The sequence below is a fragment of the Rhizobium sp. KDH_Rht_773_N genome (assembly GCF_052946295.1).
Genome location: NZ_CM129525.1, coordinates 3,498,676 through 3,517,607, shown reverse-complemented (window position 1 = coordinate 3,517,607; position 18,932 = coordinate 3,498,676). Strand labels below are relative to the sequence as shown.

Genomic DNA, 18,932 nt, shown 5'->3' with positions numbered 1-18,932 from the left:
GATTCGTCTCAGAGGTAATGGACCGCTTCTTATAGGAAAGAAAGGCGACAGAAAGGCGGAATATCTCGCCGCAGCCTCAGAAACCGGCGCCGGGAAGCGCCAGATAGGCGCGTTCGGCCTCGCTCGACTCCCGCCCGATAATGGCGTTGCGATGCGGAAAGCGCCCGTATGTGGCGATCACCTGGCGGTGGCGAAGCGCATAATCGTGGAACTCCTCGTCGCCGAGCGCGGTAAAGAGCGCCACCGACCGGTCCTGCTCGGCAAGGTCTTCCGCATGTTCGAACGGCATGTAGAAGAAGGTGCGCCGGATAGGCTCGACGGCCTGATCGGCACCGGCGGCAAGCGCCATCTTCGCCTCGCGCAGCGCCAGGCCGTCGGTCGCAAAGGCAAGCGGCGTCGCGCGGTAGATATTGCGCGCAAACTGGTCGAGCACGATCACCGCGGCAAGCCGGCTTTCGGGGCTCGCGCGCCATTCCCCGGACACGTTGCGGGCAAGCGCAAGATGGGTTGCGGCAAACCGCGTCCGGATTTCCGCATCCAGTTCCGCATTCGAGCTGAACCAGTCCTTGCGGCTGCAGCGGACGAACCAGAAGTCATGGACTTCGCTGGGCGTGCAGACGATATCCGTGTTCATCATCCCTCCCCGGCAGCTCAGTTGGCGGAAAAGACGAGAATGGCCCTCGTGCCGGCATGCTGCCGGTCATAGGCAAGCTCGGCCTTCAGGCTGGCGGCCATGGCGTTCAATATTTTCGTGCCGAGACCGGTTCCCTTGGCCGGACCCGACGGGTCGAAACCGCCGCCGGCATCCTCCACGACAACCCGCAGCAGCTCGCCGTCCTGCTCGACGATGACGTTGATCTCGCCCGGACTGCCGTCCGGATAGGCATATTTGAAGGCGTTGGTGACGAGTTCGCTGACGATCAGGCCGAGCGTGATAACCTTGTCGGTCGAAAGATTGACCGGATGGGCGGTCAGCACCACGCGATGCGGCCGCTTCTCGTCGCGCATCGAGGCTTCGAGCTCGGTCAGCAGGCTGCTCAGATATTCGTCCACCTGCACCGTGCCGACCTGCCGGTTGGTGTAGAGGCGGCGGTGGACACTGGCAATGGCGTTGATGCGCATCTGCGTTTCCTGCAGTGCGTCGATCGCCACCTGGTCCCTGGTCATCGACGACTGCATGCGGATCAGCGCGCCGACGAGGCCGAGGCTGTTGGCGATGCGGTGATTGACTTCGGCCAGCAGCATTTCGGCATGGTCGCGCTGCTGGCGGATCACCTCCTGCGCCTGCGCCGTATCGCGGCGGAAGCGTGCCCGCTCCAGCCCCTGTTCGAGGGCCGCGGCCAGAAGATCGAAATAATCGGGCGAAATGCCCTTCAGCACATAATCGTCCGCCCCCGCCTTCAGGGCCGCCACCGCAATGCTCGTATCGCCGGAACCGGTGGCATAGATGACGGGCGGGTGATCCGCCATCGCCGTGATGCGCGGCAGGATATCGAGCCCGGTTTCGGCCTTCAGGAAGTGGTCGAGAACGATGGCCTCGATGCCGCCTTCGGCAAGCCGCGCAAGGCCGCTCTCGCCGTCGCTTGCCCATTCGAGCGCAAAGCCGCGGCGGCCGAGATTCTTCTGCATCAGCAGAGCCAGCGCTTCGTCGTCGTCGATATAGAGGATACGGATCGGTTCGCCCGTATCGCCGTTGGACTCGCTCATTCTGCCTCCGGGCGTTTTCCCGCAGCGATATCGGCTGTGAGGCCGCCGAGTCTTTCTGCACGAGACTGTCGTATTGCATCGGCCGGCGCACGTAAACAGCCCATAGCCTTTGGTATGATATGACGCCTGATGCCAGGCGGATCGAAGGAAAATGCCATCGATAATGTCGATCCCTGCCCGGCCGCGGCCGGAAGCCCCGTGAAAATTGCCAGGCACATACTGAAAACCAGGCCGTTAACGCCGGCTGGGGCAAATGGTTCCGCGGCGGGTCAGCTTTTTTGAAAGCGGCGGTGGTGGGAAACTTCGGCACCCGCATCGGCTGAAAGCTGCAGGAAGCGCAGGCAGGACAGGAAGCCGATCATGCCGACCACGAAAAAGGCCCAGCGGAAATCGGCAAGCACCGGATCGGCCGCTCCCCGGAGCCCGGAGGAGATGTTGAGCACGGCCGCGGCAACGGCAACGCCAAGCAGCATCGATATCTGCTGCAGCATGCTCGACAGCGTCGAGGCAGAACTTCTCTGCGCCGGGCCGATATCGGCAAAGGACAGCGTGTTCAGCGCCGTGAATTCCATCGAGCGCGAAAGCCCGGCAACCAGGAGCAGCGCCGATATCAGCATTTCAGGCGTCTCCGGCGTCACGAAACCGCAGGCGACGATCGAGCCGGCAGCGATGACGCCGTTGAAGAAGAGCACGTTGCGGAAGCCGAACACCTTGAGCAGCGGCGTCGTCACGACTTTCATGCCGAGATTGCCGAGGAAATAGACCAGCAGATAGGTGCCGGCGGCAATCGAACTCAGGCCGAATCCCAGCTGGAAGAGCAGCGGCAGCAGGAAGGGCGTGGCATTGATCGCCACCCGGCAGGCCGTGCCCGCCGAAAGCGTCGTCATCGAGAAGGTCTGCACCTTGAAGGCGGAGAGATCGAGCAGCGGATTGTCGACCCGCAGGAAATGCCGCGTCGCCATGACCGAAAACGCGATGCCGGCGGCAAGCAGCGCAACGAGCGGCAGAAAACCGCCCTGCCATTTGACGGACAGTTCGAGCCCGGCAAGCAGGAAGGTCAGGCCCGCCGCGCTCAGGAAAAAGCCCCTGACGTCGAGCGGCCCGACGCGCTCCTCGCGCTGCTCCGGCACGAAACGCAGCACCAGCGCGATGCCGATCATGCCGATCGGGATATTGATGAGGAAATTCCAGTGCCAGCTGGCATAGGTGGTGATGAAGCTGCCGAGCACGGGGCCGACGACGGGTGCGGTCAGCGCCGGCCAGGTGATCAGCGCGATCGCCTGCACCAGTTCGGACTTGCGGGCGTTCTTCAAGACGATGATGCGCCCGACCGGCGTCATCAGCGCGCTGCCGATACCCTGCACCGCGCGCGCGATGACGAATTCGGCAAGGCTTCCCGACAGGCCGCAAAACAGCGAGGCGCCGGTAAACACGGCGATGGACAGGAGAAAGACGCGCCGCGCCCCGAACCGGTCGCCAAGCCAGCCCGAAAGCGGAATGAAGGCCGACATGGTGAGCATGTAGACGGTGATGCCGATGCTCATGGCGACCGGCTGCACGCCGAAACTTGCCGCCATCTGCGGCAGCGACGTGGTGACGATCGTACCGTCGAGGATCTGCATGAAGAAGGAAACGGCAACGACGAGTGCCACGATCTTCGCCTGGCGGGCGCCTGCCGCCTCGTCTGCCTTCTCACTCGTCTGAACTGCCGTCATCGATCTGCCAATGCGAATTTCGGGTGCGCGGGAAAGGGCGGGAAGACCGACAGGCAAGCCGCGCGGAGGGATAAGCAACCTGCATACGCCCCTTGGCCCGGATCGGAAAGGTCAAATGCCGTCGCAGCGGAATTTTTTGTCAACATGTTCGGCAACAATCCGCGCTCAGCGGCCGGCGGCGCTCCCGGCCGGCTGCGCGCCGAGGCCTGCGGCCGAAAGCTTGCCGAGTTCCGATCTGCGGCTGGCCGTATCGAGTTCGGAAAAATCGTCGGGCAATTCGGACATGACCTCGCCCTGCACCACGCAGTCGATCATGAACATCGGCCGGCGCTTGTGCTCCTGCACCAGCCGGCCGACATATTCGCCAAGCGTGCCGAGCGCAATCAGCTGGATGGCGCTGAGCGCCGAAATGGCGGCCATGATGCTCGACCAGCCGGTGATGACGTTGCCCTCGAACCATTGCACCAGCGTGTAGATCAAGAGCCCCACCGCAAAGACGGCGGCAATCAGCCCCATCCATGCGCTGACCCGCAGCGGAATGATCGAGAAACTGGTGATCGCGTCGATCGCGAAGCGGATCATCTTCTTCAGCGGATATTTCGTCGAACCGGCATAACGGGCATCGCGCGTATACCGCAGCGCCACCTGCCTGCCGCCGATCCAGCTCACCATGCCGCGGATGAAGCGGTGCCGCTCCGGCATGTTGAGCAGGATATGCACGATGCGCGCCTTCATCAGCCGGAAATCGCCGGTATCCTGCGGGATCGAGATGGAGGTAAGCCGCGTCAGCAGCCGGTAGAAGACGGAGGCGGTGATGAGCTTGAACCTCGTCTCGCCCTTGCGCTCGCTGCGCTGCCCGTAAACGACATCGGCGCCCCGGTCCATGATCGCCATCATCTCGGCAAGCAGTTCCGGCGGGTCCTGCAGATCGGCATCGATGAGCAGCACGCGCTCGCCGCGCGCCACGGCAAGGCCGGAGGTGGCCGCAAGCTGGTGGCCGTGATTGCGCAGAAGCTTGACGCCGAGCACCTGCGGGATGGCGGCCGCAAGCCGCGATATCACACCCCACGTATCGTCGCTGGAGCCGTCGTCGACGAGAATGATCTCGAAGGACTGGCCGGCAACGGCCTCGGCCGCCGCCCTCGCCCGCCGGCAGAATTCGTCCAGCCCCTCGGCTTCGTTGTAGCAGGGCGCGACGATGGAAAGCTTCGTCTGCACATCGACGCCACCAAAGGATTTGCCCATATCCATCAAGCTCCTCGCCGCCCCAGACCGGCATGACCAACTGCCGGAAGGCACTTGGAACAGAGCCCCTCGCCCCCGAAGGGCCGGAACCTGCGCCGCCGGCAAGGGGTTTGATATCATGGCCTTGCTTTGCATATTCTAAAGGCCCGGCCGCAAAATGGATTGCGGGGCATGGCCGCAGGGAGGCGTCATGCAGGAGAAAGCACCCGATCTCGGCCGCAGGGCCGCCGAAGCCAACGCCAAGTTCCTCGTCGCCCTCGCCGTCATGGTCTTCCTGGCGGCGGGCACGCTTGCCTATTGGCAGGGCTGGCTGTTCCTGGCGACCTTCGCCGCCTGGTCGGCCGGCACCTCGGTCTATTTCTACTATCGCGACCCCGCGCTTCTGGAAAAGCGCATGCGCGCCGGCCCGTCCGCCGAAACGGAACCGCTGCAGAAGCGCATCCAGCTTTTCACCAGCGTGGTGATGATCGCGCTCGTCATCCCCTCGGCGCTCGATTACCGCTTCGGCTGGTCGGCCGTTCCGGTCTGGGCAATCGTCCTCGGCAACCTGCTGATTTCGGCAGGCTTCCTCTTCGTCTTCTTCGTCCTGAAGGAAAACAGCTTCGCCTCCGCCACCATCGAAGTCGCGCCGGACCAGCACGTCGTCTCAACCGGCCCCTATGCGCTTGTGCGCCACCCCATGTATGCCGCCGTCCTGCCGCTCGCCTCAGGCATTCCGCTGGCGCTCTCCTCCCTGTGGGGGCTGATCGTCGTGCCGCTGATCTTCCTCGGCCTGATCCTTCGCCTTATCGACGAGGAGCGCCACCTGCGCCGGGACCTGCCGGGCTACGAGGATTATTGCCGCAAGGTGAGATACCGGCTGTTTGCGGGCCTATGGTGAACTCCGCTCTCGATTTTCACTCCGGCTCGTACCGGCTGACCTCCAGCCCCGAACCGACCGGCAGGAGCACGCTCGATATTCCCGCTTTGGCGCGGATCGCCCGCGCATAGATCTTCACGTCCTCGGTGGCGGGATAGATCATGTTGTCGGCAACGACGATCGCGCCGGCATTGAGCTTCGGATAGAAGGCTTCGAGGCACGGCAGGTAGAGATCCTTCCAGAGATCGACGAGCACGAAATCCACCTTGCCCCGCAATTCGCGGATCATGGCGACCGCATCGCCCACCCGGAAATCGATATGTTCGGCAAGCCCGGCCTTTTCCGCCATGGCCTGCGCATAGGCGGATTTATAGCCATGCACTTCCATGGTGACGAGTTTGCCGCCGGTGGCGCGCGCCGCCTCCGCAAGCCAGATGCCGGAATAGCCGAAGGACGTGCCGAGTTCGAGAATCGTCGGCGCCGTCAGGCTGCGCACGAGAATATTGAGAAAGCGCCCCGTCTGCGGCCCCACTGCCCGCATCCGCTGGTCCTGCCCGCCGTCGCGCCCGCCCGGCGCCTCCTGGCGCGGCGCCCGGCGCTCTTCGTCCATCCGCCGGTGATAGGCGCCGAGCACATCGAGCACCTTGTCATCCAGCCTGCTCTCCCCGACCAGGGCGGCACGATCCTGTTGATTGTCGCTCATCGGCATGTCCTCCTGCGCTCGCCGGCGGCACCGGATACCGCGGCAACGGCTTTGCCGGTTCAGGAGTTAAATACCGCGGGCAATTTCGCACAAGGGCAGAAATTGCCTCCTCCGGGAATGGCATCGTGATGCGCAACAGCAAGAGGGCGGCACGGGGCCGCCCTCTCTTTCTTGTCCGCGCGCTGCCTAATGCGTCAGCATCATCCTGACCGCATCGTCGGTGGTCCAGAGCCCGTTCGCCATGTAGCGGAAATTGATCAGTGCCGCCTGATACCCGTCGCCCTCGGGCAATTTGGGAGCGGCGACCGCATCCCGCACGACCGCGACTTCAAATCCCTCTTCGAGGAATTCGCGCAGATGGGATTCGACACACATGTTCGCCAGCATTCCCGCGAGAATGATCTGCGTCACGCCCTGCTTGCGGAGCTGGAACGAAAGATCGTTCACCTGCGGACCGTAAAGCTTGTGCGGCGAGGCGATGATTGTCTTGCCGTCCTCGATATACGTCTTGAAATCCGGCAGGAAATCCGCGCCCGACCCCTCGAATCCGTCCAGCGTATAAGGCCCTTCCCGGTCGAAGATACCGACCTCGTGCTGGAAAATCTCAAGAGGACCCTGCACCTTCCAGGTATGGTCCCACTTGTAATAGTGGTGAGGCGAAATGGCGACGACCATCCCCGCCCGCTTCGCCGCGGCAAAAAGCTGGCCGAGATGCGGAACAACCTGGTGCTCCGTTACGCTTTCGCCCACGACCGGCCAGGCAAGCCCCTTCGGGCTCATGAAGTCGTTCTGGGGATCGATGACCACGAGCGCAGCTTTTGAAACGTCCAGTTTCATGTTGCCCTTGGTGAGTGCCGGCTTGGCCGGGTCCATGTACGGATCAGCGGCCGGCTGCGCATTCGAGGGGGTGCCGGGGGCCATAAAAGCCATCAGGCTCGAAAGTAGAATAGCCGACGTCAAGTTGCTCATCCGAACATTTAACATTTTTCCGCTTCCCGTTGAGGTTGGAATCCGAGTATTGAAATAATAAAATCAGAAAAACCCAATGTATAATTGATTTATACATCGATGTTCCGCGGATTAAACTACGGAAATCCCGCCGGAGCAGCAATTAAACGTTGGTTTGATCTCTCTGCCGCAAAGCAAAGAGCCCCCCCTCTGCAACAATCTTGGGAAAAACAGATGCATGCCGGCTGCGGCCGACATTCACCCGGCCATTCCAGGGAGTGCCTTGATGCGAATTCTTTCGCGGGCGTGGGAGCGGAGCGCTTTCTCCCGCGCCACCTGCAGCTTCGAACGATCTGCCGGGCGATAACCCGGCGGCTTGAACTTCGGTGGCTTATCGCGGATCGCGACCGGCAATCCGGTGGCGAATATCGCCTTCATCTCGTCTGGAAAGGAGAAGTGGTGGGTGATGTAGGGCTCGAACCTACGACCCGCTGATTAAGAGTCAGCTGCTCTACCAACTGAGCTAATCACCCGTACCGAGCTTGGCTGCGCGGTGTGACGGGGCATATAAATAGGATCGTCCGGCTTGTCTAGCGCCCTCTCGAAATTTCTTTGGTTAATTGCGAAGTTTTTTTGTCAGGCGCTGGAAATCCAATGAAATCAAAGGTCGAGCGTGCCGCTCGCAATCCGCACCGCCTGACCGCCGATCCGGGCGTTCGAAATGGCCCCGCCTTCGATGTCCATATGCAGGTGGATGAAGGACGGGCGGCCCATCTCCACGCCCTGTTCGATAAGCACGGGATGATGCCCGTCCGTCAGCCGGTCGAAATGGTTGATCGCGCCCGACAGGGCAGCGGCTGCCGAACCGGTGGCCGGGTCCTCGGAAATGCCCATGCCGCTTGCAAACATGCGCGCGTGGAACTTTGCGACATGGTTCACGCCGCCGCGGCAGTAGATATAGGCCGAGGCGAGCGCGCCGTCGACGAAGGGCACCGTCTTCTCCCAGAGCTGCGGGTCGAACTCCAGCCGCTCGGCCGCGCCGACGTCGTGGACCGGCACCATCAGGAAGGGCACGCCGGCGCTCCAGATCGACGGCACATGATTCTCGAAGCCGATCTCGGTCGTCTTCAGGGAAAGCGCGTCGGCGATGCCGGCCTTGTCGAGCGGCAGCGATATCTGCTGGGATTTGCGCGGCAGGTCGAATTCGGCAAAGCTCGCCTCGCCTTCGCGCAACCTGACGGCGCAGCGCACCGGCCCGACATTTTCCTCCAGCACCGAAACCAGATCGAGCCGCGCGGCCCCGTGCGCGCGCTCCGCCAGAGCGATCGCCGTGCCGACGGTCGGGTGCCCGGCAAAGGGCAGCTCCCGGCCGGGGGTGAAGATACGGATGCGCGCCGTATAGGCGGGATTGTCGGCGGGCTGCACGAAAACCGTCTCGGAGAGGTTGGTTTCGCGGGCAATCGCCTGCATCGCCTCGTCCTCGAGCCCTTCGCCGTCAAAGATCACGGCCAGCGGATTGCCGGCAAGCTTGGTGTCGGTGAACACGTCATAGACGCTGTAGCTTAACGCCACATCGGCCTCCCTGAATCGGTCATCGAACCGTCAAACTGCCCGACAGACGGCACAAGTGCAAGCTTCAGACCCGCTTGCCTCCAAAATACCAGTCGATGATCGGCAGCATCGAGGCATTGTAGGGATGCGCGTGCGGATCGGCCGAGCGGATCGCGACCGCACCGGCGATTTCCTTATCCTCGGCGACAAGCATATGACGGCCAATGAAATCCACCATCTCGTCGGCCGTCATGCCGAAGCGGAACAGCCGGAAAATCGAGACCGAGCGGCGGATATGGCTGGCATGAAGCCCCTCGCCCGCCACCGCATCGGCAAGATCCAGCCCCGTCTCCTCCATCACTTCGCGGGCCATGTTGCCGTCGATGTCGCAACGCCCGTCGACGACATCCTCGGGCTCCAGCGAGCCGGCGGCGAAATAAACCTGGCCGGGATTGGCCGTATGCGCGCCCATGCGGATGGCGACCAGCGCGCCGTCGGACGATTCCAGCACCGGATAGGCGAAGAGATGGATGGCGCCCTCTCGCTGCGGCTGCCTGCGCCACCACATGAAGGTCGAGAAGGGAACGGTATGCGCCTCGCTGGCAATGCCCTCCTCGGAAAGCTTCAGCCGGTGCTGCAGCACCATGCGGCCGTCGAAGAGCGCCGGGTTGGCGGCGATTTCGCGCTCCCAGTTCTCACGGATCGCCGCCCGGTTGGCGACAAGCAGCGGATGCTCGCCGTCAAGCACGCGCAGATTGGTGCCGGCGATCGGAAAAACCGTCTGCTCCGGCGGAAAGGCGGAAAGGTCTTCTGAAAAATATGCGGTCATAAGAGATCCAGGGTCATGACGACGGGGCAATGGTCGGATGCTTTCGGCCTGTCCCAGCCGGTGCGCGGATAGCGCTCCACCTCCTGCCCCGGCGGGAAGATGGTGCGATAGGGCTGTCCGTGGCGGATGATTTCCGGGATGCGCGTGGCATTGGAAGCGGCAAGCGCCGGCGACAGCCAGAGATAATCGAGCTGGCAGAGCCACTGCTCCTCCGGCCCGCGCGAATGATAGAGCGTCCAGCGGTCGAGCGGATCGCGCCGGCGCACGACATTTTCGGCAAAGCCGTCATGGCTGAAAACGTCAAGCGCGCTCTCGGCCTCGTCCTGATGCTCGAACCGGTAGCCCGCGCCGCGCCGGCCGATCACGTCGACGCGCTCCTGATAGTCGTTCATGTCGCCGCAGATGACGAAATTCTTCCTGGCGGTGTGGCCTGCGCCGAACCTGTCCTCGATGATGCGGCGCACCGCCCGCGCCTCGGCCCGGCGGATCGGCAGGGTCGATTGCCGGCCGTCCAGCCCTTCGCGCGGGCTGCCCATCGATTTGAAATGCACGACATAGAGCGTCATCGGCACGCCGCCGATCCGCAGGTCCAGTTCCAGGCAGTCGCGCTTGAAGATCTTGTCGTCCGGCCGGTTGGTCGTGGCGAGTTCCTCGTCGAAGAGATCGAAATCGCGGTAGGTTGCCATCGCATGGCTCTTGATGTCCCGAAGCTCGATCTTCTGCCCGTCGCGCGTTTCCTCGCGCATCAGCACCGCCACGTCGATGCCGCGGCTGTCATTGCCCTCGACCAGGTATTTCTGCCGGTAGCCGTTGCCGACCATGCGGTAGAGATAGCCATATTCGAAGGCCTGCAGGGCGGCCATGTTGTCGATCTCCTGCAGGCACAGAATATCGGCATCCGCGTCCGCGATCGCCAGCGCCGTCATCTGCCGCGTGTCGTCGGTGGAAGCGATCACCCGCGCCTGTTCCAGCTGCTGGTAGACACCTTCGCTATTGACCTCGAACAGCTTGATGACGCGGTCCTGCCGGAGCTGGTTGCGATAACCGGTAAAATCGAAACGGGTAAGCAGGTTCTCGACATTGAATGTGGCAAGGCGAAGCGACATCAGGCATTCCCGGTTGGCATCAGGCCATTAGTAAAGCAATTCCAGCAAAAGTGTGCAGCGGTTTTGCGCGGCAGATGAAGCCGCCTGTCCCTCAAAGCCGCCAGCCGGCCCGGATGATGACGCGCACGGCCTCGCCGGGCACGACGGCCACGCGGCTGAAGGCGCGCAGCACCTGGCCGTTGCCGAGCATCAGCTTCACCGCGTAACGCTCGCCCTCGTAAAGGGCCGATTCGACCGTTGCGGCAGCCCCCTCGACCCCGATGACCACATCTTCCGGCCGCACGAGAATATCGGCACCGTCCGTATTCGCCGCGTGCAGTGCATCCTCCAGCTCGTGCCATTCCAGATCGCGTTCATGGCCCATGACCGGCAGCGTGACGATCGCGCCGCGGCCGATCAGGCCGCCAACCGTGCGCCCTTCCGGCCGCGCATAGATTTCCGCCGGCGGCGCCACCTGCAGCAGGCGCCCCTCGGACATGACGGCGATATCGGTCGCCAGCGCCATCGCCTCGCTCTGGTCATGTGTCACATAGATCATCGTCGCGCCCGAGCGCTGGTGGAACTCGCGGAAGGTCTCTTCCATCTCCTGCTTGAGATGCCGGTCGAGATTGGCAAGCGGCTCGTCGAGCAGCACGACATCGGGCGACGTGACGAGGCAGCGGGCGAGCGCCACGCGCTGCCGCTGGCCGCCGGAGAGATCGGCCGGCCGCCGCTCGGCATAATCGACGAGGCGAACGGTCGACAGCGCCTCGCGCACCCTGGTCTTGTAGGCCTCGCCCGAAATGCCGCGCACCTTCAGGGGATAGCCGACATTGTCGGCGACGCTCATATGCGGCCAGAGCGCATAGGACTGGAACACCATCGCCATGTTGCGCCTTTCCGGCGGCAGCGATTGCGAGGCGTCCGCAAGCAGCCGCTCGCCGAGATGGATGGAACCGTCGCTCGGCGTCTCGAAACCGGCGATCATGCGCAGCACCGTCGTCTTGCCGCAGCCGGAGGGGCCGAGCAGCGCCAGGAACCCGCCCTCGCGCACATCGAGCGAAAAGCCGCTGACAGCCGCCCTGCCCGTGCCGAAATCCTTGGCCACCTGGTTGAGGATCAGCTTCGCCACGGCACCACTCCCTTGGGCAGACGGTTCGCCAGAAGCTCCAGAAGCAGCATCATGGCGACGACCATGAAGACGACAAGCACGGAGAGCGCCGAAGCAAGGTCGGAACTGCCGCTGTCGTCGAGATTGTAGATGGCGACACCGAGCGTCTGCGTGCCCGCCGACCAGAGCAGCGCCGAAATCGTCAGCTCGTTGCAGGCAATCAGGAAGACGAGGATGACCGAGGCGCCGGCCGCCGGCGCGACCAGCGGCACGATGATATCCTTGAGCCGCCGGAAGAAGCCGGCCCCCGAAAGTCGCGCCGCCTCCTCCAGCGCCGGATCGAGCTGGTGAAAGGCGCTGACCACGGGCTTCAGGCTGACGGCGAAGAAGGAGGAGAAATAGGCGATGAGAATGATCCAGACCGTGCCGTAGAGCGTCACGTTGAGCACCGGAACGGGGGCGGCAAAGACGAGGATGAAACACACCGCCATGACGATGCCGGGCAGCGAATAGGGAATTTCGACAAGGCTGGCGACGATGCGCGAGAGCCTGTCCCGGCGCCGTGTCAGCGCATAGGCCGTCAGCACCGTCACGAACAGCAGCCCGACGGCCGCCCCGCTCGCCAGCGACAGCGAATTGACGAAAGCCGTGCGCGTCACCGCCTGCCGGAAGAGGATTTCCTCGAAGGCATGGAAGGTCATCGTCTTGAAGGTGAGCGGCACCCCATAGGCCGGCACCAGCGCGCCGGCGACCAGCGCGAAGAAGGGTGCCGCCAGCATGAAGAACAGGATGATCCAGAGGAGCGGCGTGAAGAGAAGCTTCCACCCGCCAAGTTCGAAAGCGGCGGTCGCGCCCGAAAGGCCGATGACGCGATAGTCGCGCCCGCGCAGCGCCCGATCCTGAATGGCAAGGCCGGCGACCGAGATCAGCGCGATAATGGCGGACAGCAGCGCCACGTCGCCGAAGGTGCGGCCGGTAAAGGCGGTAAACTTGGAAAAGATCAGCGTCGGCAGCGTGAAGATCGAGGCGGGAATGCCGAGGATCGCCGGAATGCCGAAATTGCCGGTGCAGGACACGAAGGAGATCGCCGCCCCCGCAATCACGCCCGGCAGCGACAGCGGCAGGATGATATCGCGAAAGACGCGCAGGCTCGACGCCCCCGAAAGCCGCGCCGCCTCCACCCCGTCGCGCGGCAGGGTCATCAGCCCTGCCCTCAGCGCCAGATAGACGAGCGGCGCATGCTGCACGCCGTAAAGCAGCGCAATGCCGCCGACCGAATAGAGCGGCTGCGGCGAGCCGAGCGGCGGCGCGATATGCAGCGCTTTCAGAAGCGGGCTCGACGGCCCCGACATCTGCACCCAGGCGAGCGCCGTGACCTGCGGCGGGATCATCATCGGCAGCACGAAGAAGAAGCTGAGCGGCCCCTTGGCCGGAATATCGGTCAGCGTCAGCAGATAGGCGAAAGCGCAGCCGATGGCGAGCGAGATCACCGTGCCGAGAACCGCCGTGACGATGGTGTAATAGACCGCCGACCAGACCATGGGGTCGGACAGAACCACCATGATGCCGCCATTGGTGAAAGCGGCAATGCCGACGATCGCGAGCCGCGCAAGAGGCAGCACGCTCAGGAAAAGCACCACGCAAACGATAAAAGGAAACAGCCAGACGGGCTGGCTGTTTCCTGGACGTATATAGCCCTGCATGGGTCTATTATTTCGAACCGAAGAGATCCGTAAAGGTCTTCAGATCCTTGTCGGTGTTCTTCAGGGCTTCGGCGGCGTTGACCGGCAGAACCTTGATCGTGTCGCGTGCCGGGAAACCGTCGGGCAGCTTCATGCCGTTGCGGGCCGGAATGTAGCCGAGCTTCAGGAAGCCTTCCTGGCCCTTTTCGGAGAGAACGTAATCGACGAACTTCTTGGCGGCATCGACATTCTTGGCGCTGGCGAGAATGCCGACCGGCTCGGTCACGGCCGAAACGCCTTCGCTCGGGAAGACGAACTCGACCGGGGCACCCTTGGCCTTTTCGCGGATCGGCAGGTAATCGACGACCATGCCGTAAGCCTTTTCGCCCGAGGCGACGGACTTCAGCACGACGCCGTTGCCGCCGGAAGCGACGGCGGCATTATCGGCGAGCGACTTGTAGAAGTCCCAGCCGAGGCCCGGAACGGCGGCAAGCGTCTGGGCGTGGATGAGAGCAGCACCCGAGGCAAGCGGGCTCGGCATGGTGACGAGGCCCTTGGCTTCCGGCTTGGTCAGGTCCTTCCAGCTCGTCGGCTTCATGGCGGCCGACGTGTTGTACATGATGCCGGTCGTGATCAGCTTCGTCGAATAGTAATAGCCGTCGGCGTCGTAGAGGGCGGCGTCATACTGGGCGGCTTCCGGCGACTTGTAGGCGAGCAGCTTGCCGTCTTCCTTGAGGCGCTCGAGCGTCACGACATCGGCGATCAGCAGCACGTCGGCAACCGGGTTGCCGGCCTGGATTTCAGCCTGGAGCTTCGCCATGATCTTCGGCGTGCCGTCGCGCACCCAGTCGACCTTGATATCGGGATTGGCGGCCATGAAGCCGTCCACGGTCGCCTGCGCGTCTTCGTTCGGCTGGCTGGTATAGAGAACGAGGTTGGCAGCGGAAGCCGGGATCGCGAGAAGGCTTGCTGCAAGCAGTGCGGCGGCAGAAACAAGAGTTTTCATGGAAGGTATCCTCGGATGGTGATGCCCCTCCTTATTGGGGGTGTTTTACAGCGGTGTGACAGGGCCGCGCACAGACAGCAAGCTCCGTCCGGCCCTCCCGGCGTTCCCGCCCGATGCGTCCCTGCCCTGCTCCTCCGGGATCGTCGCCCAATGCCGCCCCCTTGCCAAACGGACGGAATCGTTTAAACCACAGATTGAAATTGCACGCCAACACCCTTTTTCCGTATGTCTGGAATGAAATGAAGCGCTTTGTCCTGCTGATGCTCTGCTCTGCCTGCCTTGCCAGCTGCCAGACGGCCGGCGGCAGCCGGTCGCACAAGGATCTGAACGATTACCCGGAGGGCCAGGCCTATACCGAATGCCTTCGCTCGCGCGCACGGGCCTATGCCTCGCAACAGGGATCGCCACTGGAACTCGGCATCATCATCAGCAGTTCCTGTTCCGGCGAGCGGCGTGCCCTGCTCGATGCCGTGGACAGGGATGAAAGCCCGGTCTACACGCGCGTCCTGACGAGGGAAATGGAGCGACAAAGCCCAGCCGTGGCCGCGGAAATGGTGATCGCCGTCCGATCCGGAAGATGACTGCCGTCCGGGCAGGCCCGCCGCGCGCTGTGCCACAGGCCGAAAGTTCTCGCGCGGGACGAACGGAGGGCGTAAGCTCACGCAGGCGTGAAGATCGGAAGCGCGTTGCGATCTTTCGGATTCGCGTGCCACGCTCTACGCATTTGTGTCTGCATGTCGCGACCGCAAGACCGCCCCACCCTTTGCGCGACATGCATCAGCCGGTTGACCGCCGGCCGCATTGCGGCACGTCAGTCAGGCCATTTTCATGAGGAGGAATTTCAATGGAATATCGTTTGCTCGGCCGATCCGGCCTTAAAGTTTCCACCGTGACCATGGGCACGATGACTTTCGGCGGCGTCGGCTGGGCCAAGACCGTCGGCGATCTCGGCGTGCAGGAAGCCCGCCGCATGGTCGATATCTGCCTCGATGCCGGCGTCAACCTGATCGATACGGCCAATGTCTATTCCGCGGGCGAATCCGAACGCATCATCGGCGAAGTGCTGAGCGGCAAGCGCCCGAACGGCGTGCTGCTCGCCACCAAGGCCCGCTTCGGCATGGGCGACGGCCCGAACGATCGCGGCCTGTCGCGCTACCACCTGATCCGCGAATGCGAGGCAAGCCTCAAGCGCATGAAGACCGATGTCATCGACCTCTACCAGGTCCATGAATGGGACGGCCAGACGCCGCTCGAAGAGACGATGGAAGCGCTCGATACGCTCATCAAACAGGGCAAGGTGCGTTATGTCGGCTGCTCGAACTATTCCGGCTGGCACATCATGAAGGCGCTCGGCATCGCCAACGAATACAAGTACCAGCGCTTCGTCAGCCAGCAGATCCACTATACGCTGGAAGCCCGCGACGCCGAATACGAGCTGCTGCCGATCTCGATCGACCAGGGCCTCGGCGTGCTCGTCTGGAGCCCGCTCGCCGGCGGCCTGCTCTCGGGCAAGCACCGCCGCAACGCCGCCGCCCCCGAAGGCACCCGCCAATTCGCCGGCTGGACCGAACCGCCGATCCGCGACGAAAACCGCCTCTGGAACATCGTCGAGACGCTGGTGGCGATCGGCCAGGAACGCGGCGTTTCCGCAGCCCAGGTGGCGCTCGCCTGGCTGATCGGCCGCAGGGCCGTCACCTCGGTCATCATCGGCGGCCGCACCGAAGCCCAGTTCAAGGACAACCTCGCCGCCGCCGACCTGAAACTGTCTGCCGAGGAGCGCAAGCGCCTCGACGATGTCAGCGTGCCGCCGGTCATCTATCCCTACTGGCACCAGCTCAACACCGCCAACGAGCGGCTGAGCGAAGCCGACATGGAACTCTTCGCCCCGCACCTGAAGAAATAGGTTCTTCAAAGCCTTGCATGGCGGAAACAGGCGTCACAAAAGATGCGTTTCCGCCATGCTATCGTGATGCTTCGTCCCCCACCACGAGGTTCACCATGCTCCGGAATTACAAGGTGCTGAAGGGTACGGCTTCGGCGCTCGCCCTTGACGACGACAACGATCCGCATATCGAAATCCGCATCGAGGCCGATGGCGCCAGCTATCGCATCGCGATGAACGTGCGCTCGAAGGAATCGCCGCACGACCTGCTCTACGCCAATGTCATGAACTTCCAGCATCCGGAGCTGACGGCCGAGCTCGAAGCCCTGCCGATGGGCCTGACCGATATCAGGGGCGACCGGCAGGATCTGGCGATCGACTATGTGCGCGGCGGCATGATCGAGCGCGAGGATATGGACGTCGCCCCCTTCCAGCTCAACGGCCCGAAGAACGACCTGCGCGATTTCATCGAACCGATCGTGCAGGAAGGCATTGCCGACAAGTCCATCCATTTCTACGCCTTCGGCGAAGCCTGGGGGCCGGAGAACGACAAGCCGGACGAATATTTCGGCTTCGAGCCCGGCCGGGGCATTCACGACATTCACATGAACCAGGGCGACAGCGGCAGCTTCCGCGCCACCAACGCGCCCAATCAGGACGGCGCGCTGCTGATCCATTTCGCCGACGACGATCATTGGGTGGCGATCTTCCTCGGCTTCCAGTCGCAGAACTGGAATACGGATGCCAATACCGGCCATCCCGTCGGCGACAACAGGGGCGGTCAGGGCCGCGGCGAAGGCACCCGACGCCCGCAGCCGATCGTCGCCTCCTCGCTGCGCATCGTCGCCGCCATGATCAACCCGGTCAACCACCCTGACGGCACCGAGGACGAAACGGTGACGCTCGTCAACCGCTCCGACGTGACGGCCTCGATCGAGGGCTGGTCGCTGGAAGACGGCGAAGGCCGCCGCCAGACGCTGTCGGGCTCGCTCGCCGCCGGCGAATTCCGCACGATCACGCTCGACCCGGAAAACGGCGGCCCGCAGCTCGCCAACAAGGGCGGCGATATCATCCTCATCAATGCCGACGGCGCGGTTGCCGACCGCGTCGGCTACGGCAAGAGCGAAACCGCCAACGAAGGCTGGACGACGATCTTCTAGAGCAATTCCAGCAAAAATGTGCAGCGGTTTTGCGTTCGGAATTGCGCGAAAACAAGGGGATAGAGCATTTCCGTGTTTCGAAGAAAAACGGAAATGCTCCAATCGCCGTCCGTTCCTGAATTATATCAGCCGATCTCGCTGGCGATCAGCCTGCCGAGGCGGCTGATGCCCTCCTCGATCATCGTCTCGTTGGCGCAGGAGAAGCTGACGCGGAACGTATTGGCGCCCGAACCGTCGGCAAAGAAGGCCCTGCCCGGAACGAAGGCGACCTTGGCGCTTTCGAGCGACCTGGCGAGCAGTTCGGCGCCGTCCATGCCCTCGGGCAACGTCACCCAGATGAACATGCCGCCTTCCGGCTTCGTCCAGCTCGTGCCTGCAGGCATGTATTTTTCAAGCGCCGCCAGCATGCAGTTGCGCCGCTGGCTGTAGACGGCCCTGATCTTGGCGACCTGCGCCTCGAAACCGCGCTCGGCGACTTCGCAAATCGCCATCTGGTTGATGGTCGAGGAATGCAGGTCGGCCGCCTGCTTCATCAGCACCAGCTTGCGGATGACGGGCGCGTTGGCGACGATGAAGCCGACGCGAAGGCCGGGCGCCAGCGTCTTGGAGAAGCTGCCGCAATAGATCGTGCGCGTCTCGTTGATATGGCCCTTGCGCGCAATCTCCAGCGCCAGGATCGGCGGGATCGGATCGCCGTCATAGCGCAGCGACTGGTAGGCGGCATCCTCGATGACGGCAATGTCGAGTTCGTCGGCAAGATCGAGCAGCTTCTCGCGGCCCTCGCGGTCGACGGTCTCGCCGGTCGGATTGGAGAATTCGGCCGAGAGATAGGCGAATTTCACCTTGCCGCCTTTCTGCGCCGCGGCCTCGCGGTAGGAGCCCGGCGTGCGGTTGCCGCCCGGCGTCAGCTGGTCGTAGGCGGGCTCGTAGGCGTTGAAGGCCTGCAGCGCGCCGAGATAGGTCGGCCAGGTGACGAGCGCCGTATCGTTGGGCGAAAGAAACAGCTTGCCGAGATAATCGAGCCCCTGCTGCGAACCGGAAACGATGAAGACATTGTCGAGCCCGCAGGGGATGCCAAGACCCGCCATCTGCCCCACCAGCCATTCGCGCAGCGGCTTGTAACCTTCGGAAACGGAATATTGCAGGGCCGAATTGACCGCCGCGCTGTCGAAAATATCGGCATAGGCCTTCTTGAACGCCTGGTCCGGAAACAGCGCCGGGTCCGGAATGCCGCCGGCAAAGGAGATGATCTCCGGCCGGTCGAGAAGTTTCAGCAGCTCGCGGATCTCGGAAGCGCGCATCCGCGAAGAGCGCGTCGCAAAGATGTTGTCCCAGTTCAGCATGGGGTTTCCTCTTATTTTCTAATATCGGCAGCTGAACATGCAGCACGATTTATGTCAACAATGCTGACCTATTTTCTTGTCCCCGTGACAAGTTTGGATCGGCATG

The 18,932-nt window shown here is 63.2% G+C and carries 17 protein-coding genes and 1 tRNA gene; 4 read left to right on the top strand and 14 right to left on the bottom strand.

The genetic code is table 11. The features are described from left to right. Positions 1-76: 76 nt before the first annotated feature. From ACU8HS_RS17355 to ACU8HS_RS17340, 4 genes are all read right to left on the bottom strand, one after another. Positions 77-634: a DUF924 family protein gene (locus ACU8HS_RS17355; protein WP_447015919.1), complete on the bottom strand. Its 558-nt coding sequence runs from the start codon at positions 632-634 to the stop codon at positions 77-79. Between the two features lie 17 nt (positions 635-651). Continuing rightward, positions 652-1,707, bottom strand: coding sequence for a histidine kinase dimerization/phosphoacceptor domain -containing protein (locus tag ACU8HS_RS17350; protein WP_113497565.1), 1,056 nt, complete (start codon positions 1,705-1,707; stop codon positions 652-654). A 269-nt stretch (positions 1,708-1,976) separates the two neighbouring features. Beyond that, positions 1,977-3,422 carry an MFS transporter gene (locus ACU8HS_RS17345; protein ID WP_112569627.1) on the bottom strand — a complete coding sequence of 482 codons (1,446 nt, stop codon included), beginning with the start codon at positions 3,420-3,422 and terminating at the stop codon, positions 1,977-1,979. A 165-nt stretch (positions 3,423-3,587) separates the two neighbouring features. Then, positions 3,588-4,667 carry a glycosyltransferase family 2 protein gene (locus ACU8HS_RS17340; protein ID WP_112757432.1) on the bottom strand — a complete coding sequence of 360 codons (1,080 nt, stop codon included), beginning with the start codon at positions 4,665-4,667 and terminating at the stop codon, positions 3,588-3,590. A 190-nt stretch (positions 4,668-4,857) separates the two neighbouring features. Between ACU8HS_RS17340 and ACU8HS_RS17335 the strand changes: the two genes are divergently transcribed. Continuing rightward, the gene (locus tag ACU8HS_RS17335; protein WP_447014769.1) at positions 4,858-5,547 is read left to right on the top strand and encodes a methyltransferase family protein; all 690 of its coding nucleotides are present in this window, start codon (positions 4,858-4,860) and stop codon (positions 5,545-5,547) included. Positions 5,548-5,563: 16 nt separating this feature from the next. Here ACU8HS_RS17335 and ACU8HS_RS17330 read toward each other — a convergent pair whose 3' ends face one another. From ACU8HS_RS17330 to ACU8HS_RS17290, 9 genes are all read right to left on the bottom strand, one after another. Continuing rightward, positions 5,564-6,181, bottom strand: coding sequence for an O-methyltransferase (locus tag ACU8HS_RS17330; protein WP_377311505.1), 618 nt, complete (start codon positions 6,179-6,181; stop codon positions 5,564-5,566). 234 nt (positions 6,182-6,415) lie between these two features. Further along, a complete protein-coding gene (locus ACU8HS_RS17325) occupies positions 6,416-7,150 on the bottom strand; it encodes an isochorismatase family cysteine hydrolase (RefSeq protein WP_447014768.1) in 735 nt (244 codons plus the stop codon). Positions 7,151-7,634: 484 nt separating this feature from the next. Further along, a tRNA-Lys gene (locus tag ACU8HS_RS17320) sits at positions 7,635-7,710 on the bottom strand. A 127-nt stretch (positions 7,711-7,837) separates the two neighbouring features. After that, positions 7,838-8,749 carry a PhzF family phenazine biosynthesis protein gene (locus ACU8HS_RS17315; protein ID WP_112569615.1) on the bottom strand — a complete coding sequence of 304 codons (912 nt, stop codon included), beginning with the start codon at positions 8,747-8,749 and terminating at the stop codon, positions 7,838-7,840. Positions 8,750-8,813: 64 nt separating this feature from the next. After that, positions 8,814-9,557, bottom strand: a complete 744-nt coding sequence (locus ACU8HS_RS17310; RefSeq protein WP_112569613.1) for an NUDIX hydrolase — start codon at positions 9,555-9,557, stop codon at positions 8,814-8,816. Further along, complete coding sequence (locus ACU8HS_RS17305; protein ID WP_112753372.1) at positions 9,554-10,663, bottom strand: endonuclease/exonuclease/phosphatase family protein; 1,110 nt, start codon at positions 10,661-10,663, stop codon at positions 9,554-9,556. The genes ACU8HS_RS17310 and ACU8HS_RS17305 overlap by 4 nt, the downstream gene beginning before the upstream one ends. Positions 10,664-10,754: 91 nt before the next feature. Next, positions 10,755-11,774 carry an ABC transporter ATP-binding protein gene (locus ACU8HS_RS17300; protein WP_113497386.1) on the bottom strand — a complete coding sequence of 340 codons (1,020 nt, stop codon included), beginning with the start codon at positions 11,772-11,774 and terminating at the stop codon, positions 10,755-10,757. Beyond that, positions 11,762-13,456 carry an ABC transporter permease gene (locus tag ACU8HS_RS17295; RefSeq protein WP_447014767.1) on the bottom strand — a complete coding sequence of 565 codons (1,695 nt, stop codon included), beginning with the start codon at positions 13,454-13,456 and terminating at the stop codon, positions 11,762-11,764. The genes ACU8HS_RS17300 and ACU8HS_RS17295 overlap by 13 nt, the downstream gene beginning before the upstream one ends. A 7-nt stretch (positions 13,457-13,463) precedes the next feature. Next, positions 13,464-14,441, bottom strand: a complete 978-nt coding sequence (locus ACU8HS_RS17290; protein WP_112569605.1) for an ABC transporter substrate-binding protein — start codon at positions 14,439-14,441, stop codon at positions 13,464-13,466. Positions 14,442-14,680: 239 nt separating this feature from the next. On the opposite strand from ACU8HS_RS17290, the gene ACU8HS_RS17285 reads away from it, so the two are divergent. From ACU8HS_RS17285 to ACU8HS_RS17275, 3 genes are all read left to right on the top strand, one after another. Next, positions 14,681-15,022 (top strand): hypothetical protein, encoded by a 342-nt coding sequence (locus tag ACU8HS_RS17285; protein ID WP_112753369.1) that lies wholly within the window; start codon positions 14,681-14,683, stop codon positions 15,020-15,022. 263 nt (positions 15,023-15,285) lie between these two features. Continuing rightward, on the top strand, positions 15,286-16,344 hold the full coding sequence (locus ACU8HS_RS17280; protein WP_447014766.1) for an aldo/keto reductase: 1,059 nt from the start codon (positions 15,286-15,288) through the stop codon (positions 16,342-16,344). 95 nt (positions 16,345-16,439) lie between these two features. Continuing rightward, complete coding sequence (locus ACU8HS_RS17275; protein ID WP_447014765.1) at positions 16,440-17,483, top strand: DUF2278 family protein; 1,044 nt, start codon at positions 16,440-16,442, stop codon at positions 17,481-17,483. Positions 17,484-17,608: 125 nt separating this feature from the next. Here the strand turns inward: ACU8HS_RS17275 and ACU8HS_RS17270 are convergent, their stop codons facing one another. Continuing rightward, the gene (locus ACU8HS_RS17270; RefSeq protein ID WP_112757276.1) at positions 17,609-18,826 is read right to left on the bottom strand and encodes an aminotransferase-like domain-containing protein; all 1,218 of its coding nucleotides are present in this window, start codon (positions 18,824-18,826) and stop codon (positions 17,609-17,611) included. Positions 18,827-18,932: the final 106 nt, after the last annotated feature.